General features: G+C 62.2%; 17 protein-coding genes. 4 read left to right on the top strand and 13 right to left on the bottom strand.

Annotated elements, in window-relative coordinates; translation table 11 throughout:
* Window positions 1-24: 24 nt before the first annotated feature.
* From QWI75_RS09450 to QWI75_RS09390, 13 genes are all read right to left on the bottom strand, one after another.
* Window positions 25-1,116, bottom strand: a complete 1,092-nt coding sequence (locus tag QWI75_RS09450; protein WP_289268450.1) for a ligand-binding sensor domain-containing protein — start codon at window positions 1,114-1,116, stop codon at window positions 25-27.
* 14 nt (window positions 1,117-1,130) lie between these two features.
* Window positions 1,131-1,913: a twin-arginine translocase subunit TatC gene (gene tatC, locus QWI75_RS09445; RefSeq protein ID WP_289268449.1), complete on the bottom strand. Its 783-nt coding sequence runs from the start codon at window positions 1,911-1,913 to the stop codon at window positions 1,131-1,133.
* Between the two features lie 68 nt (window positions 1,914-1,981).
* A complete protein-coding gene (locus tag QWI75_RS09440) occupies window positions 1,982-2,227 on the bottom strand; it encodes a DUF465 domain-containing protein (RefSeq protein ID WP_289268448.1) in 246 nt (81 codons plus the stop codon).
* Window positions 2,228-2,286: 59 nt separating this feature from the next.
* A complete protein-coding gene (gene rimI / locus QWI75_RS09435) occupies window positions 2,287-2,808 on the bottom strand; it encodes a ribosomal protein S18-alanine N-acetyltransferase (RefSeq protein WP_289268447.1) in 522 nt (173 codons plus the stop codon).
* A gap of 486 nt (window positions 2,809-3,294) precedes the next feature.
* A complete protein-coding gene (tsaB, locus tag QWI75_RS09430) occupies window positions 3,295-4,074 on the bottom strand; it encodes a tRNA (adenosine(37)-N6)-threonylcarbamoyltransferase complex dimerization subunit type 1 TsaB (protein WP_289268446.1) in 780 nt (259 codons plus the stop codon).
* 16 nt (window positions 4,075-4,090) lie between these two features.
* Entirely contained in the window at window positions 4,091-4,972 is an 882-nt protein-coding gene (locus QWI75_RS09425) for a hypothetical protein (RefSeq protein WP_289268445.1), read from the bottom strand.
* Between the two features lies 1 nt (window position 4,973).
* A complete protein-coding gene (radA, locus tag QWI75_RS09420; protein ID WP_289268444.1) occupies window positions 4,974-6,341 on the bottom strand; it encodes a DNA repair protein RadA in 1,368 nt (455 codons plus the stop codon).
* A 100-nt stretch (window positions 6,342-6,441) separates the two neighbouring features.
* A complete protein-coding gene (locus QWI75_RS09415; protein WP_289268443.1) occupies window positions 6,442-7,299 on the bottom strand; it encodes a hypothetical protein in 858 nt (285 codons plus the stop codon).
* Window positions 7,300-7,341: 42 nt separating this feature from the next.
* Window positions 7,342-7,806 (bottom strand): thioredoxin-dependent thiol peroxidase, encoded by a 465-nt coding sequence (bcp, locus tag QWI75_RS09410; protein ID WP_289268442.1) that lies wholly within the window; start codon window positions 7,804-7,806, stop codon window positions 7,342-7,344.
* Window positions 7,807-7,860: 54 nt separating this feature from the next.
* Window positions 7,861-8,334, bottom strand: a complete 474-nt coding sequence (locus QWI75_RS09405) for a tetratricopeptide repeat protein (protein WP_289268441.1) — start codon at window positions 8,332-8,334, stop codon at window positions 7,861-7,863.
* Between the two features lie 49 nt (window positions 8,335-8,383).
* Window positions 8,384-8,662: a DUF507 family protein gene (locus QWI75_RS09400; RefSeq protein ID WP_289268440.1), complete on the bottom strand. Its 279-nt coding sequence runs from the start codon at window positions 8,660-8,662 to the stop codon at window positions 8,384-8,386.
* A gap of 14 nt (window positions 8,663-8,676) precedes the next feature.
* Entirely contained in the window at window positions 8,677-8,958 is a 282-nt protein-coding gene (locus tag QWI75_RS09395; protein ID WP_289268439.1) for a DUF507 family protein, read from the bottom strand.
* 46 nt (window positions 8,959-9,004) lie between these two features.
* Window positions 9,005-9,388, bottom strand: coding sequence for a cyclophilin-like fold protein (locus QWI75_RS09390; RefSeq protein ID WP_289268438.1), 384 nt, complete (start codon window positions 9,386-9,388; stop codon window positions 9,005-9,007).
* A 187-nt stretch (window positions 9,389-9,575) separates the two neighbouring features.
* Here QWI75_RS09390 and QWI75_RS09385 point away from each other — a divergent pair, with 187 nt between their 5' ends.
* The 4 genes from QWI75_RS09385 (at window position 9,576) to QWI75_RS09370 (ending at window position 16,609) form a co-directional block, all read left to right on the top strand.
* A complete protein-coding gene (locus QWI75_RS09385; protein WP_289268437.1) occupies window positions 9,576-10,385 on the top strand; it encodes a Stp1/IreP family PP2C-type Ser/Thr phosphatase in 810 nt (269 codons plus the stop codon).
* 62 nt (window positions 10,386-10,447) lie between these two features.
* Complete coding sequence (locus QWI75_RS09380; RefSeq protein WP_289268436.1) at window positions 10,448-10,894, top strand: hypothetical protein; 447 nt, start codon at window positions 10,448-10,450, stop codon at window positions 10,892-10,894.
* Between the two features lie 567 nt (window positions 10,895-11,461).
* Window positions 11,462-15,052: a serine aminopeptidase domain-containing protein gene (locus QWI75_RS09375; protein WP_289268435.1), complete on the top strand. Its 3,591-nt coding sequence runs from the start codon at window positions 11,462-11,464 to the stop codon at window positions 15,050-15,052.
* Between the two features lie 141 nt (window positions 15,053-15,193).
* Window positions 15,194-16,609, top strand: coding sequence for a sigma-54-dependent transcriptional regulator (locus QWI75_RS09370; protein ID WP_289268434.1), 1,416 nt, complete (start codon window positions 15,194-15,196; stop codon window positions 16,607-16,609).
* The last annotated feature ends 106 nt before the right edge of the window (window positions 16,610-16,715 follow it).

The following is a 16,715-nucleotide window of genomic DNA, read 5'->3' as shown; positions in this document are numbered from 1 at the left end:
ATTCCGATGTCTCCTGCGTTGAGGTTATTGAAACGTGAACGGCACTTCCTGTTCGACCCGCAATCCCTCGCTGACCCCGACCCAGGTGGCGCCCTCGTCGCTGCTGCGGAAGACGCCGGCGTTGGTGCCCGCGTAGAGCGTGCCGTTCTGAGAGGCCACGAGCGATTGGATGGATTGCTCCGTCAACCCCTTGTTCAAGGGCACCCACTTCTGCCCCTTGTTGTCGGTTTTGTAGATGCCCCGTCCCGTCGCGACGATCAGGGTCTTGTCGGCGGCCACGATGCCGCGGATGGAGTCATTCGGGAGCGCCCGGCTGATCGGACGCCAATTCTCTCCCCGATCCGCGCTGTGGAACACCCCGCCATCGAACGTCCCGATATACAGTTCCTGGTCCTTGTCCACGGTGATTACGCGGATGAAGTTTTCCACCAACCCTTCATGGTCCTTCAAGCCCTGCCTCATGCGCGACCAGCCGGGCGTCTGCTTGCGATACCGCATGATGCCCTTTCCGGACGTGCCGGCATAGAGCGTCCCGTCTTTGGACCGAGCCAACGCGTGCACCAGGGTGTCGTCGAGACCGGTCGTCACGACCGACCACTTGGGCGAGGCTTCGGAAGCCTCGTAGACCCCGTCACCGGTTCCGGCGAACAACCGGCCGCTGCTCACCACCAGCGCCTTGACCTCCAACCGCTTGAGCCCCTCGTTGATCGGCTCCCATCCAGCCTGTGACGGCTTCTTGCGAAACACCCCCCCGCGAAAGGTGCCGGCATAGACCGTGCCGTCCCGCGCCGTCGCCAGCGACAACACAAACGGATCGCTCAGTCCTTCGTTGGCCGCCACCCACTGGTCGCCGCGATTGTCGCTGCGGTAAATACCGGCTCCAAAGGTCCCGGCATAGATGAGCTGATCGTTCACCGCGGTCAGAGCTTGAATGCTCGCGGCGGGATTCGGGATGACGAATCCCCCCTCCTTGCCGTAGACGGCACGGTCGCCGGGCTGCCATCCGATCAATTCGAACAGGCCGAACAGGCCGAACGTCGCCACGATCGTCCATAGGACCGCAGGACCTGCGGCGGCCAGCCGCCGAATGGTCTCGTCTGTTCTGCGCGAAATCATACGCCCTCCTGTGACTAGCGCATGCGATGCCCGGCGGTCTCGATGGGCAACTCGCCGTCGATCGTGAACGATTGGTTCGCTGAGGCGGCCGGAGCGTATCGGCGGAACCACCAGGCGCCCCAGATGCCGATCTCATACAGCACCATCAACGGCACGGCCATCAACAGCATGGTAAACATGGTGGCGTCCGGCGTCACGATCGCCGAGAGGATCAACGAGGCGAGAATCGCATGCCGCCGGTACCGGGCGAAGACCTGCCAGCCGACCACGCCGGCGCGGGCCAGCAGCGACATGGCCAGCGGCAACTCAAACGCGCAGCCCATCACGAACAGGAACTTGGTGTTGAAATCGATGTAGGTGCCGACCGCCAACTGCGGGGTCAGGGAGCGTTCCATGCCGAAATCGACGAAAAATGCGATGACCAACGGGAGGATCACCAGGTTGCAGAAAACCAATCCCAGCATGAACAGGCCCGCCGCCAGACAAAACAGCGGAATCGCCCAGCGCCGCTCCTTCTGAAGAAGAGCCGGCTCCACGAATTTCCAAAACTGGTAAAAAATCACGGGAAGGCTGACCACCACCGACGCGAACAGCGCCACCTTGACGGACGCGAAAAAGGCCTCGGTCGGGCCATAAAACACGAGATCATCCGCGAGCGGGCGCTTCAGCCACGCCACCATCTCGGCCGAATAGGCGAACAGCACGACGAAGGCCGCCATCACGGTCCCCGCGATGACCAGCAACCGGTGCTTGATCGAGCGGATGTGCGCTTGAAGTGGAGCGAGGACGGCCGCCATGATGTCTCACCCGAGCAAAACAAAAGGGGCGATGCCGCGATCCGGCCCGCCCCTGTCCAGTGAACCGCTTACCGTGTCGGCGTGCCGAGCCTCTCTTCCCTGGCGCGCCGGATCAGTTCAGCCATTTGGTCTTTCTTGGACAGCTTTTCCTTTTGAATCTGCTTCTTCAAGAGTTCCTCGGCCGGCGTCAACACATGTCGCTTTTGCAGATCTGCAAGCTCGGCATCGAGCCGGTGGTGGGCCTCCTCCAGCTCCCGGTACTCCATGTTCGTGGCCCGCAGCCGATCGGCGATGACGCTCTCGTCGTTGAGCATGTGGCACCTCCCTGGTCAGGATGAGGGTGAATGGGATGAACGTATCTGCGCCCAGACATTCAATCCGCCCGATTCTCCGAAACCAAGTCCGCACGCATCAAAATCGCATCCTCGCATGGGTTCCGATAGTAGTGTTTTCGCACACCTGTTTCCTGAAATCCAAGCCCTCGATAGAGCCCGCGGGCCGCGGGATTGCCCGCGCGCACTTCAAGGAGCGCGTGGCGGACTCCCGCTCGGCGACCTTCCTGCACGGCATGGACCACCATCGCGCGGGCCAACCCCTGACGCCGATCGGCTTCCTGCACGGCCAGGTTCATGATCCGCAACTCGTCGAAGATGAGCCAATAGCAGAGGTACCCGACCAGGCGGCCATAGCCTCCCTGGTGATCGCGCCGCCGGAGCACGAGGACACGGGCAAATTGGTTGCCCGTCATCTCCCCTTCGAACATTCTGGCGGTCCAGGGATCCGAAAACGAAGCGGTTTCGATCGCCACCATCTCCGGCAGGTCCCCGACAGTTGCGGGCTGCAGGACGAATCCCGCCGGAATGGTCGATTTAATATCCGAGTCTTGAGCCAGCATCGGTCTATTAGCCCGCATTATTCACGACGATTCGTCGCGTTGCACCCGTTGCATCGGGAAGAGCAACGGGTACCCGGCAGTCGCCAGGCGTTGGACCCATTGCATGTTCGACCCGTTGCATGGAACAACCCGCAACGGGTCCCCCAGCAATGGGTACCTCCAAGCACAGCCGCGAAGGACCAAGGCGTACTTGAAACAGTACGCCGAGGGGCGCACGGCGCGATGAATAAAGAGCGCCACGTCTGTGCGCGCCGCCGAGTTGGTGAGGCGGCCGGACCCGAGCGGCGAGCACGCCCGCCATACCAAGCTTCGCTTGAGCCGCCGCGTCCGATCACATCGCGGCGGAGAGGTACTTTGCCTTCGACTTCTCATGTTGGCTTGTCGCAGCAGCGAATCGGGGCGCCGGTTGCTCCTCTGTTGCAATGGGCCAAAGCAGCAGAAGCGTTCATGAATAATGCGGGTTAGCCACCCTCGTTGGCTCACAGGCTATGAACCGGCTGGGATCCCGGCTTGCTTGGTGGGCCGTCTCTTGGCCTTTCCCAGTCCCTTGATGATCTGCCTCGATTTGCTCGGCACCACCCCTTGCTTGATCTCCGCTTCCGCGCGCTGCACATAGAGCGGAGCCTGGCCCGATTCAAATAGCTCGCCTCTCTTCAAACGCGCCAGACCCAGGAGTCCGACTGACAGGGCGGACGGCTTCATCCGTTCCGGTGGGGCCGGTTGAAAGTGGCCGTGGCGGCGGTCCGCCGCTGTGACAATCTGATCCCCATACAGTTCCCAGGCCGATCCCACTACGACGGTCGGCTTGCGGAGGGTTTGGCTGATCGCTGCCGGTGGTCCGACCCGTTCTTCCAGCATGGCCTTCAGCTCGCCGGCGCCGATCCATTCATATTGCGCCCAATAGAGCTCGCCCTGCCGGCACTTCAAGACTGAGCAGATGGGCAATGGCCCAGGCTCCACATTCGAAGCCAGGGCTTCGAGAGTCGGCACAGCCGCTATCGGCAACCCTGTCACCGAACGGAATCCCAACAGCGTTGCCAGCCCAACCCTGAGTCCGGTGAAGGAACCGGGGCCGATCGATAGGGCCAGACCGTCCAGATCGGACAACGACAGCCGGCAATCCCTCAACGCCCGGTCGATGGCCGGCACGAGCCACTTTGCATGGCTGTTGGGCTCGTTCTGCTCGGTCAAGGCCAGGACTCGGTCGTCGTCCAGAATCGCCACGCTCTGGTCAACTGTCGCCGTTTCAATAGCGAGAATCTTCATGCCATCATCACGTCGATTAAATCACGCCCAGTTCGTCAGGCTGCAAGATGACATTTGGCACGATTTCGTGAAAGGTCAGCCGGACGGAACCACGCCCGTGCCCGTCTTCCAGGGTGATCTTGAACGGACGCAGCAATCGCGAGGCCGACCCCGGACTTCCTACAGGCTGAATAACCTGGTCTCCCACCGGCCGGTAATCTTCGAACCGCATGACGGCTTCGACCTCTCCGCTCGCGGAAAGCCGGTCTTCCTGCACCATCAGGAGGGTCCGGCGATCGAACCAGAGCCGCCGGCTGTTGCTGTTCGCATCGTCCGTGCCGACCTGATGATCGGCGCCGGTCGACCCGTTTAAATCGGCCGACCCGATTGCACCGGCAGCCTGGCCCGGACTCTGCACATCCAACCGGTATCGGTCTCCTTCTTCGTGCAACAGGACATGGGCATCGGCCGGCACCGTCGTTAAGCCCAACGCTCCGTGCACGGCCCACAAACTCAGTTGGACCGGGCGCCCGAGTTTTCCCGCCTCTCCCAGGCGGGCCGTGTGGCCTTTCAGTTCACGGCCTTCGGCGGGAATCGACAGACGATAAAGGTTCCGGCTGACGACGAGTTCGAACAGCTCTCCGCCGAACGGCGTGAAGCCCCGGACCCTCATCGCGTCCGGGCGACTATAGTAGACTGCCCCTTCGACCCGGGCAGGCAGCAAGAGGCCCGGGCCTTTGATCTGGGCGCGAAACAGGCCTTTCGCGCTCTGTGTCGCCTCGGCCCGCATCCGCACCAACGCCACCAGTTGTTCCGCCGTAGCCTGTTGGTACTCTTCGCTCGGCTTCACGCCGGGACCAGCGCAGGCGGCCATGCCCAGCCACGCCACCACGAGCGACCAGGCGACTCTGTTGCGCACCTTAGACCAACGCCGCTTCAAGCGCCTCTCCGATCTCTTCAACTCCCACCAATTCCACTTCGAAGCTGCCGAGATTGTCCAGCTTGGCCAAATTCCGTTCCGGCAAGAGGCACCGTTTGAATCCCAGCTTGGCCGCCTCCTTGATCCGCAGCTCGGCCTGGGTGACGGCGCGCACTTCACCTCCCAACCCCACCTCCCCCATCATGACGGTCCGATGGTCGATCGGAACCTCGCGCAAGCTCGACGTGACGGCGGCGACCAGCCCGAGATCGATGGCCGGCTCATCGATCGTGATTCCTCCCACCACGTTCACGTACACATCCTGACCGGCCACATGCATCCCGAGTCGCTTCTCCATGACGGCCAGCAGCAGCGACAACCGATTGACCTCCACCCCGTTCGCCATCCGCTTGGGCATGCTGAAGCTGGTCGAGGAAACCAATGCTTGGACTTCGCAGAGGATCGGACGGGTCCCTTCGAGGCTGGACACGACCACAGACCCGGTACTGTGCTCCGGCCGTTCCGCCAGAAACAGCTCCGACGGATTGCTGACCTCTTCGAGGCCGCTCTCCTTCATCTCAAACACGCCGATCTCGTTCGTCGAGCCGAAGCGGTTCTTGACGGCGCGAAGAATGCGGTAGGCGTGCCCCCGATCCCCCTCGAAGTACAGCACCGTGTCCACGATATGTTCCAACAGCCGCGGCCCGGCAATGGCCCCTTCCTTCGTCACGTGCCCGATGATGAACACGGGCAGGCCGCCGCGCTTGGCCAGCCACATCAACTGCGCCGCCACTTCCTGGACCTGGCTCACGGTGCCGGGCGCGGAGGTCAACTGATCGGAATAGACGGTTTGGATCGAGTCCACGACCAGCGCCGCCGGCTGGAACTCGCGGACGACGTTCAGCATTTCCTGGAGGGATGTTTCGGAGAGGATAAACAGCGAATCGGTCCCGACGTTCAATCGGTTCGCGCGCATTTTGATCTGCCGGGGAGACTCCTCTCCCGACACGTAGAGCACCCGTTCTTTCGGCCCGGCCAGTTTGGGGAGGGCCTGTAACAGCAGGGTCGTCTTGCCGATGCCGGGATCGCCGCCGATCAACACGACCGAGCCTGGCACGACGCCGCCGCCCAGGACCCGATCCAATTCGCCGATCCCGGTCGGCAGACGCGGTTCCTCCGCCAGTTCGATTTCGCCAAGGGCCGTGGGCTGTGCCACCTGATCGGTAAGGGCCTGGGGACGGCCGCGGGAGGCGGGAGCTTCGCGGATCTCCTTGAAACTATTCCACTGTCCGCAGTCCGGGCACCGTCCAAGCCACCGCGCCGCCTGATACCCGCAGGCCTGGCAGTGAAAAGTAGTTTTGGCCCGCATGCTTTCAATATGTTAATGCATGCGCTCGCCAAAAGAAAAGAGCGCGCGGCCTGTTCGTTCGATGAACGGTGATGGGAGGTCTGGTTCCTCTCGGATATCCCTATTCCTGCAGCCGCTTGCGCGCCTCCTTCCATTCTTTTACGCGACGGGCCTTTCGGGGCAGCTTGACCCTGTCATTCTCGTTGATCGCCACCACCGTCAGCCGTTCGGCGACCAAAGCCTCGGCGAAAGCCGCGGTCGTTCCCACGCCGGACTTGATGTTTTCCCAACCGTCGGCCCGCAACCGTTCAAGCAGGTTGCGCAATCCGTCCACATCAGGATCGGCCGACAGGACGATGCCCTGGGGAAACTTATGTTGATCGAGCCACTCACGGAATTGCCGGACGCTCTTGAGGGCGGCCCCTCCCGGCGGCACCAGATAAATCAGGTGATAGTAGAAGCGGCTGAGGCGTTCTAATTCTTCCGCCGCGTGCTCCGCCGGCTTTTCGACCGTCATTGACAAGGGCACAGGCAGAGGCAGCCCTGGTGTGATGCCACCTTCCGTTGACGCGAACAGGGCCGCCCCCTCGACCAACAGGATCGGCCGGCGCCGTTCCCACACCGCCAAGACCCCGGTCCCTTCGGCATCCGCCACGCGAGGGGAATCGCCGACCGTGACCCTGACGCGAAACGTGCCGAGTTTGGAGGGGGTGTACTGAAAAAACGCCCGCCCGTCACCCCCCGTCATAGCCGTCGCGGCACGGACCTTGTCCACCCAGAGGATCAATGGTTCTCCTCCCACCCCTTGCTGACGCAACACTCCCTCTTCGACCAGCAGCGCTTCGATGGTCACGGATCGGTCGGCCTTCGCAAGGCTATCTCCCACGATGACGGAGACGGCCCGCCGCTCGGAGGCCCGCACATCGACGCCGGACCAGAAGCTCATGAGCAGGCTGAGAAGGCAGATCCAGACTGGCAAGGGTCGCCCGATGGGAGTGAGAGGGTGATATTCGACCAGGGTTTACTTCAATGAGGCCAACACTTCGTCGACATGGCCGTCGACTTTCACCTTGCGAAACACCTCTTTGATTTTGCCCTTCTCGTCGATCACGAACGTGCTGCGTTCGATGCCCCAGTACTTTTTGCCGTACATGTTCTTCTGTTTGTACACGCCGTAGGCCTTAGCCACCGCTGCATCTTCGTCGGACAGGAGCGTGAACGGCAGGCTGTACTTGGCGATGAATTTCTGATGGGCTTCCTTGCCGTCCAGGCTGACCCCGATCACCACCGCTCCCGACTTGGTCAGGCGCGCCATGGAATCGCGGAAGCCGCAGGCTTCCTTGGTGCAACCCGGCGTGTCGTCCTTGGGGTAGAAATACAGCACCACCTGCTTTCCTTTCAGCGACTTGAGACTCACCGGCTTTCCCGACTGATCAGGCAACGCAAACTCAGGTGCCGCATCCCCGCTCGCCAGCTCTTTTGCCATGCTCATGCTCCTTTGACGTACCGCCTGCCTGATCCGGTCAACTGCCTGATCCGGTCAACTGCCCGATCCGATACCGCCCAGCCCGCTGGTGGGTCCCCGCCGGTTGTTGACGCTCGGCGGCGCCTGAGCCGGCCGCGAGACTTCCGGATTGCCGTAGGGTCTCAAGGCCGGAGAATCCCAGATGACCTTGTGTCCCGGTTCAAGCGTCGCGGCCTCGATAAATTCATCGTGCGCCGCCTGGGCATCCCCCAGCGCGTTGAGGGCCAGGGCCAGATTGTAATGGGCGGCCCCCAGGCGAGGGACCATTTTGACCGCTTGCTCAAAATACTGCTTGGCCTCGTCGAACTGCTGGCTTTGATAGGCTCCGCTTCCCTGTTCCGTGAGCGCGATGGCCTCCTGGGGCGCGCGCGAGTCAAGCGGCAAGGGAATCAGCGGCTGAGGTTTGGACCGAGGACAGCCAGCGCTCGCCAATGCCATGAACAGCATCAACAGGCACAGCAACCGATGTGTCATTCCGTGTCTACGCATGGGGGTTCGCCCTCTTCTGCATCCGACCGCCCGCTTCGTCTTCGCCGCTCTAGCGGGTCCCGATCCGCCGGCGCAGTTCCTCTTCTGAAAACTTCCGATACAGCACGTCCCACTCCTGTGTCCCCTCGACGAGGGGCCTGGCATAGGAGGCCAGCCGTTGGCGCACCGTGCGGTCGATCGCGGCTTCTTGTTCCAATTCCGACGCCAGCACCCATTTAATGAGCCGCAACACTTTGGCCTCGTCGCCGTCCAGCGTTGCGGCCGGCGTGCGTTTAAGGCTCGCCAGGATGACGTGCGAAAGATGCGAGATCTTGTCGTCGCTCAACATGGGCCGCGGCGCTCCTACAAGACAAGTCCCCTGTCGCGGGCCAACTTGGTCTTGATCATCGTGAACATCTTTTGATAATCGACCTGACCGCGCTCAATCTGATCCGCATAGGCCTTCAAGAGTTCCCGCACCTCGGCGTTCAAGCGATCCTCGACCTGGAGTTCGTCCGTGATCGCCTGCTCCAGCGCTTCCCCCAGGGCCTTTTTGTCGCCCGCGACACGAACCAACCCTTCCGTCTGGAGCTGTTCGCTGAGAGCCTGGGCGAGATGACGGACACGTTCCTTGGACAAGCGCATAGCCTAATATCGCTCAGGCAGGATTCGCGCGCGGCGCGCCGACCCGTTACACTTTTTCGATTGTGATCTTGCTGGCATCGAATCCTTGTCTCAAGACCGTCGCATCTCCAACGATCTGTCCGATGACGTTGACGCGGTCGGCCGGCACCGGGTCGGATCCCATGCTCATCGGGGTCCGCCCGAAAAAAATCGCCAGCACCTCCCCCGGTCCCCACCAGGCAATGTCGCCGATTTTGACTTTGGTTGTCGCGGTTTCGCGAAAATCCTTCACGCCCACTATCTTACAATAGTACTCCTCGCCCCATGTATTCAACGGCGCCTCGACAGGCAAGGCCGCATAGACGCTGTCCGCGGTCTTATTGGACTTGAGTTCCGCCTCGACCCGAACGGGTCCGACGGTGATCTTGATGCGTTTCGAGGTGTCGGCCATGGCTCACTCGTACTCTGTTCGTCATCTTCCGCCGGACCATCCGGCGGGGGCACTCTAGCGGCTCATCGGGGTGAAATCAAGGCTGGATTCCCCGCCGTCCACTCTGGCAGACTCGAACAGACTCTCCCGTCCTTCCTCGTCGCGATGCGAAGGCTCGGGCTTTCAGGTTCTCGCGGTACGAGCGCAGATGACGGCACCCATCAGACAATGGATCGGATATGGACTCAGCGACATCGGCCTCATACGCGCTTCCAATCAAGATGCTCTGCTTGTCCTGAACGATCACGGCATCTGGGCGGTCGCCGACGGCATGGGCGGCCATGCGGGAGGCGATGTCGCCAGCGGGTTGGCGATTGCGGCCATCCGCCGCCTGGCGGCGGAAGCCCCTCCTTCCGGCCCCGCCGCCGGTTCCATGGCGGACGCCGAACGGTTCCTTCGAGCTTCGGTCCAAGCGGCAAATCGCCGCGTGTTCGAGGAAAGCGCGGCCGTTCGAAGCCTGCGCGGGATGGGAACGACTTTGGTGGTCCTGATGATCAGGGACAGCCCAAGACCGATCGCCTACCTCGCGCACGTCGGCGATAGTCGCGCCTATCTCTACCGCCATGGAGCCTTGCGGCTGCTCACCCGTGACCATTCTCTCGTGGAAGACTATATCCGCCGAGGTCTGCTCACGCGGGACCAAGCCGCCACCCATCCACGTCGGCATGTCTTGACTCGCGCGATCGGCTTGGACCCGACTGTCGAGGCCGAGATCACACAGGCCGAGCTGGAACCGAACGATCTGCTGATCCTCTGCACCGACGGCCTGACCAAGATGCTCGATGACCAGGATCTCGCCCTGTTGGCGGCCAAGGCCGGACAAGGCCCGGCCGAATTGTGCCGCGCATTGGTCGCCGAAGCCAACCGCCGGGGCGGAGAAGACAACGTCACGGTACTCGTCTGCGCGTATCGCGATTCCCGGTCCGGATCCATTGACAAGGCCTCGGCCGCCGCGTAGCCTTGGCACCCCATCAGGGCCCATCGTCAATCGTCATCCGTTTCTATCATGAGGTTGCACCTATGACTCGACCGCCGTGGACCTTCATTGTGCCCGTGATCGCGCTGGCCGTGCTCTGGTTTGTTCAGCCGGACCGGCTCTGCGCCGAATCCCCGACGACCCCAGAGCGCGACAAGCCTGATCTCAAAGGGCAGTGGGAGATCAAGGAAGAGGACAAGTCCTACGTGGCAACCCTCGATCAGGACGGCCATGGGTTCTACACCTGGCAAAACGGCGAAATCACCGTCTCCACGTGCCGTCACCGCCGGTGCGAGGGGACGTGGAAACAAACGGGCAACGACCGGGAAGGCGGGTTCGACGTGTTGTTCGGCGAAGACGGATCGGAAGCCAAGGGAGTCTGGTGGTATAGCCGCGTGGGCAGCAAGAACAACATCCCCCCGAGGCAATGGGGAGGGCCCTACACCTGGAAGCGCGTCGACTCCCCTGCAACATCCCTCGCCCCCCGGTAGGACAGGAGGAATTCTTTCCCTCGCCAACGCTTCACATTGCCGACCCTGATGACCTGACCATCCATTTCGGCCCTCCACCGCCCTCCCTGCGAAGTTGATCCGGCTTTCCCAAGTGCTGATTGCCGCCCTGCTGTCAGGCTGTTCGGTTTCTCCCTCAACCGAGTAGGTATTCTCCGTCCCATCCTAACCGCTTTTACGGGCCGGAGATCCTTGTCATAATGGGGCGTACAGCCCTACTGTTGAAACCAAATGGATTCACTGGTCAGTGGATTCTTTGGCCCTGCGCAAGTAGGATAGCCCCCCCAAGCTGTTATCTCCCCGCTCTACAAGAACTGTGTTATCCAGGCTCTAAGGGAGCAGGGTCTCGATGGCCACTCGAAGAGCGCAATCCTCAAGGGTGAAACAACCAGCCCTGAAGCCTCGCGCCCGTACCATGCAACAGCGGATAGCGTCTCTTGGCCCGGATGCTCCGACCTGCGCCGGTCAGCCATCGACCTCATATCCAGAACCCGGCGAGGACCTGATCGCTCTCCACACAGCCGGATCGGTCGGGGCAGGACAGGCCCGATGACTTCGCTTCAGTTGATAAACGTCCTGCTGATTGCCGATTCGGCCGAACAGACGATCCGCCTGACGCAGGATCTTCGACGAGAATACGATGCCTGTCGCATCGAGGCCGTCCGCACGTTGGAGGAAAGCATCGAGTGGGCGGGCAAACTCACATGGGAGGTCATCCTCGTCGATGTCGATCATGGCGCGTTTCCCGGGCTCTCCTTTGTCCGCACCCTGCGCGGGCAGGCGCCAGGGGCGGGGATCGTGCTCCATGCGGAACGCTTCGTGTTGAGTCCGTTGCAAGCCATGCAGAGCGGAGCCGATGCCGTGTTGTTCAGACATTCTCCCGACTTCAGGGACGAGTTGCTGTCAGCCGTTCAGGAAGCGCTCCTCCATAAAGAGCGGCCCGCCATGCGCGAGCCGGCCTACAGCCAGTACCTTCAGTTCGCCGAGTCCACAGGGTTGATTCTCTACGAGTTGAACAGCGGAGGAGAATTTACGTACATCAGTCCCGCCGTCCATCGTCTGCTCGGATACGGAACGCAGGAGCTGTTGGGCCGGCACTACAGCCAGCTCTTGGATGCCGACTCGCGACGCTATGCCGAGCAACGGTTCAATGAACGGCGGGCCGGCGCGCGGGCCACCCGCGGCCTCGACCTCCATCTCTTGCCGAAATTTCGCAAGGGCGTCCTTCGTACCCGTCTGCACGCCGCCGTCAGCGCCAAGGGCCTTTACGCACCCTCCAACATGTTCCTCGGCACCCTAGGCGTGATTCGCGGCGTGGGGCAACCGCGCCCAGGCCGGCCCACGATCGGGCCTTCGGTCACACCGATGCCTGCCGAGCAACAGGCGCAGCCAGATCCATCCTGGGAGACCATCGAGACGTTGTGGCAGAAAATCCAACACTTTCTGGGCGCGCCCGGCGAAACCCGATTGGTCGCCGAAGAAGAACGTCGCCTGTCTCTTTCTGAGCCGCGCCGCGCCGAGCCGCTGAAGCCGGAGCCTCTGACCGTGCCCCAGTTTCCCTCCGCTTCTCGGTTTGAATCGGCGGCGAGCGAGCCTCTCGTTTCACCACCGGACACAGCCCCCACGGACCTCCGCCAACAAGAACTCCCGGCTCACCGATTACCCACCGACATCCGATCCGAAGGTGGGACGGTGAGCGGGATCACGACCACTCTGGATGCGACCGGCTTGCAGTTTTACCTTACGACATCCTCCACCTCGGTCCCGGCCGGCCGGGCTGCCATCCGTCTGGCATCCGACGTCATGTTTCTTCATCTGACCGGGATGGTCTTGGCCGATACAGCCCGCCCATCCGCGGGACGCGCCCTGTTCGACCCGATCGAAGACATCCAGCGGGCCGTGCTCCTGTCCTTTCTGGAAGCCCTACGGGAGGAACCGGGCTGTTTGAAGGTGGAGATCGTCATCACCGGGGACCTCCGGACGTCGCCGCCCCCGGCTCCATCGTCCCAGGCTTCCTGGACGATCGAAAACGGCGACCGCCGGCTGGACTTTCGCACGCCCTGTAGACTTCAGGCGATCCTCACATCTCGCGAGGACGGCCACCGGAATGAGCCGGTCTCTCTCGATCTCGTGAACATCAGCCTGGGTGGATGTGGTTTCAGCAGCACGACGCCACTTTCGAAATGGCAGAATCCGTTTCACCTCATGCTCCCGCTGATCGGCGCGAACGGCCCGATCGGTGGAGCGGCGCATGGATCGGATAATCCGGCCGCCCTGCCGATCACGATCGTCTGGGAGAAACCGTCGACGGCCGTAGCCTCCGTTGAGCAGGAAGCCAAGTGGACCTATGGCGCGCGATCGACACCCATTCCTGAGGAGGCTGCGGAGGCCTTGTTCCGGCTTGTCAATCGACAGGTCCTCTCGGCCATGGATGACGCCGGGCAACGGTCCGTCCGGCATGTCGTCACCGACCTCTTATCCTGCATCAATCCCTACGACCGCCGAATCGCGCTGTATCACGATCATGCCCCCCACAGCCGCTTGGCCCTCTCCCCGCTGGTGATCATCACGCCAGGCTTTGCTCATCCCAAGGAACAGTACGTGGAACTGGCCTACTACCTCGCCGGCCAGGGCATGCAGGTGCTTCGTTACGATTGCACGAACCATGTGGGAGAGAGCGACGCCGCCGCGCCGCACGCGACGCTCAGCGACATGCTCATGGATTTTACGACCGTCCTCGATTTTGCGGCGGAATTCTGGCCCAGTTGCCCCCTGTTCGTCATCGGCCATGGAATCGGTGGGCGCATCGCGGCCAGAGGCCTCAAGGATTATTCCCGCCTGGCCGGGCTCCTGCTGCTCCATGTGCCGTTGGACCTGGACGAGGAGCTGCATCGGCTCCAGCACACCGACATCGATCCGATGCAGGCGCATAAGCCGGACTTCGAAACGGGAACCATCTTCGGCCTCAACGTCATCGCCGAGCGTTTCATCCATGACGCGATCTTGTCGCGCTTGGCCGGCGTCCATGATTTCCTTGATGATCTGGAAGGGCTTCGAGCACCGACCGGCATCTTTGCGCCGCTCGAAGAGGCCGCGGCGCACCGGGACATCCTGGACCGGATCCGCGCGGCGCTCGGCGAGGCCTGTCGTTTTGTGACCTTTCTCGCGGAACCGATCACGGGGGCGCCCGCGCAACCGCTCCGTCCGGACAACTGGTTCGACAGGATCGCACGATTTTGTCTGACGGAGGGCTCGCGCGCGCCGCAGGCGGGCCGGCTGGTTCCCATGCCGACTCAGGACCTCCGGCTCGAGACGGGGCTGGAACTGACGCGAGTCCGGTGCCTGCACCGTCGCTCGTCCGCCGAGCGGGCCCGCAACTGGAACGACTTCGCGACCCATTCGCGCCCGCTCCTCAATCTTCCCGACTACTGGAAACTGCTCGAACGATCCTGCCAGTTGCTGGCCCCTCTGGATTCCACATGCCGGCTGCTGTGCATCGGCGACGCCAGCGGCCACCTCGGCACGTTTCTCCTGACGCACCACGCGTACCGCCAGCGAACGCTCGGTCCAGCCGGGCTGGATGGCCCGGCCTATACAGGTCTGGACTTTCATTGCGATGGGCTGATCCAAAGCCGCCAGACTCTCTTGTCCATCCAGGCCAAACTGTCCCGCGAATCCGCCCGACCCTGGCCCGCGGATCGATCCTTGGCGCCGTCCTTCTGCCTTGGCGACCTCGGCGGTCCGCTTCCCCTCTCCGACAACAGCTATGACGCGGTGTTTTGCCATATTGTGCTCGGGCACTTCGCCGACCCGCTGTCGACACTCAGGGAATGCATGCGCGTCTTGGTTCCCGGCGGCCGGCTGGTTCTGTTGTGCCTTCAGCCCGCCGCGGATTTGTCAGCCTGGTACCGACATCAGCTCTCCGGACGCGCGCCCGGCGCGGGACCGTCGAGCAGCGTATTACTCCGGGCATTCGGCGAATTCCAACGCAGTTATCTGGAAGGAGTGCTGCGGCGGTTCACGCCTCGTCAGGTGGAATTGCTGCTCGAAACCGCGGGAGGCCGCCTGCCGGCGGTCGAACCCGCGCTGGCCCATCACCTTCACGTCGCGACCGCCCGGAAGCCGAATTCCACTGGCTGAAAGCGGAACCTCCGTGTATACTTCCTCCGGTGCTGAGGTAAAACCCGGAGTGACGCGCGGGGTTCGTCCCCCCTCCGGAGAGTCGGCCGCCCACGGACCGCAAAGGTTTCCAACACCCCTCGTCACACGAGCCGACATGATATGAAGAGACGCATTCTGATCGTTGACGATGAGCCACGGGTCCGCACGTCGCTCAAGATGGTGTTGGAGCCGACCTATGAGGTGCTCCAGGCCGCGGATGCGCAGGAAGGGTTGGACCTGTTCAGGCGCGAAAGTCCGCATCTCGTGCTGCTCGACGTGATCCTCCCCGGAATGGACGGCCTTGCCGTGCTCGAGAAATTGCAAGCGGAAGACCGTTCGGTCCCGGTCATCATGCTCACCGGCACGAAAGCCGTAAAGACGGCCGTGGACGCCATGAAGCTCGGCGCCGCCGATTACATTTCGAAACCGTTCGAAATCGACGAACTCCGCATCATCATCGCCAAGGCCCTGGAAAACCAGGAACTGGAGCGCGAAGTCCGATACCTGCGCGCCCAAGTGGTTCACCGGTACGGGTTTCACAATCTGATCGGAAAAAGCTCGGCGATGCAGGAGATTTATTCCAAGATCGAGCAGGTTGCCGACAGCCGGACCACCGTGATGATTACCGGGGAAAGCGGCACCGGCAAGGAACTGGTTGCGCGGGCGCTCCATTACAACAGCGCCCGCCGGGACCGCCCGTTCGTCGCGCTGAACTGCGCGGCCTTGCCCGAGACCCTGATCGAAAGCGAACTCTTCGGACATGAAAAGGGGTCGTTCACCGACGCCACCGCCCGCCGCGTCGGCCAGTTCGAGCTCGCCCATACGGGCACGTTATTCCTGGACGAGATCGGGGACTTGAGCCCGACCACGCAGGCCAAACTGCTTCGAGTTCTTCAAGAGCGAGAATTTACGAGGATCGGCGGCGTGCAACCGATTAAGGTGGATGTCCGGATCGTGGCGGCCACGAACAAGAGCCTGGACGAATTGGTGCGGCGCGGCACGTTTCGCGAGGATCTCTACTACCGCATCAACGTCATCTCCCTGTACCTCCCGCCGCTGCGCGAGCGCGGAGAAGACGTCGCGTTGCTGGCCAAGCATTTTCTGAGCAAGCGCAACGAGGAAGACAAGCGCCCCCCACAGGACTTTTCCAAGGAAGCCTTGGAGTTAATCTGCCGCTATCCCTGGCCCGGCAACGTGCGCGAGCTGCAAAACGTCATCGAGCAGGCCGTGCTCTGGTCCCAAGGGGCCGCGATCATGCCCGACCACCTCCCCAACTCGCTGAAGTCCGACACCAAATCCAGCACGCTCCGCGAGGATATCTTGTCGGGACGCGTGTCGCTGGAAAAGGCCGTCATGGATTTCGAGAAGGACATCATTTTGGACGCGCTGCGCCGGACCAATTACGTGCAGACTCATGCCGCCACGCTGCTCGGCATCAGCCGGCGCATGCTCAAGTACCGAATGGACACTCTCGGCATTTCACGTCCGGAGACGGTCCCCGCCGCTTCTGACCCTCCATCGATGACGCAGGAATAACCACGAGCTCCCTCCACATCCGTTCACACAGCCGGCCCACAATCTTTTCACAGGATATTCATTTTTGTCAGAATCATGGCTCGATCTGAAAGGACTGCCTCGCGCC

The organism is Nitrospira tepida (genome assembly GCF_947241125.1).
Classification (GTDB): domain Bacteria; phylum Nitrospirota; class Nitrospiria; order Nitrospirales; family Nitrospiraceae; genus Nitrospira_G; species Nitrospira_G tepida.
Note: the sequence above shows the minus strand (reverse complement) of the source record. Positions and strands in the feature narration are given on the sequence as shown.

Coding starts and splice junctions, on each gene's coding strand:
- QWI75_RS09450 (WP_289268450.1), bottom strand. CDS start 1,116: ATGATTTCGCGCAGAACAGACGAGACCATTCGGCGGCTGGCCGCCGCA.
- tatC (WP_289268449.1), bottom strand. CDS start 1,913: ATGGCGGCCGTCCTCGCTCCACTTCAAGCGCACATCCGCTCGATCAAG.
- QWI75_RS09440 (WP_289268448.1), bottom strand. CDS start 2,227: ATGCTCAACGACGAGAGCGTCATCGCCGATCGGCTGCGGGCCACGAAC.
- rimI (WP_289268447.1), bottom strand. CDS start 2,808: ATGCTGGCTCAAGACTCGGATATTAAATCGACCATTCCGGCGGGATTC.
- tsaB (WP_289268446.1), bottom strand. CDS start 4,074: ATGAAGATTCTCGCTATTGAAACGGCGACAGTTGACCAGAGCGTGGCG.
- radA (WP_289268444.1), bottom strand. CDS start 6,341: ATGCGGGCCAAAACTACTTTTCACTGCCAGGCCTGCGGGTATCAGGCG.
- bcp (WP_289268442.1), bottom strand. CDS start 7,806: ATGGCAAAAGAGCTGGCGAGCGGGGATGCGGCACCTGAGTTTGCGTTG.
- QWI75_RS09405 (WP_289268441.1), bottom strand. CDS start 8,334: ATGCGTAGACACGGAATGACACATCGGTTGCTGTGCCTGTTGATGCTG.
- QWI75_RS09400 (WP_289268440.1), bottom strand. CDS start 8,662: ATGTTGAGCGACGACAAGATCTCGCATCTTTCGCACGTCATCCTGGCG.
- QWI75_RS09395 (WP_289268439.1), bottom strand. CDS start 8,958: ATGCGCTTGTCCAAGGAACGTGTCCGTCATCTCGCCCAGGCTCTCAGC.
- QWI75_RS09390 (WP_289268438.1), bottom strand. CDS start 9,388: ATGGCCGACACCTCGAAACGCATCAAGATCACCGTCGGACCCGTTCGG.
- QWI75_RS09385 (WP_289268437.1), top strand. CDS start 9,576: ATGACGGCACCCATCAGACAATGGATCGGATATGGACTCAGCGACATC.
- QWI75_RS09380 (WP_289268436.1), top strand. CDS start 10,448: ATGACTCGACCGCCGTGGACCTTCATTGTGCCCGTGATCGCGCTGGCC.
- QWI75_RS09375 (WP_289268435.1), top strand. CDS start 11,462: ATGACTTCGCTTCAGTTGATAAACGTCCTGCTGATTGCCGATTCGGCC.
- QWI75_RS09370 (WP_289268434.1), top strand. CDS start 15,194: ATGAAGAGACGCATTCTGATCGTTGACGATGAGCCACGGGTCCGCACG.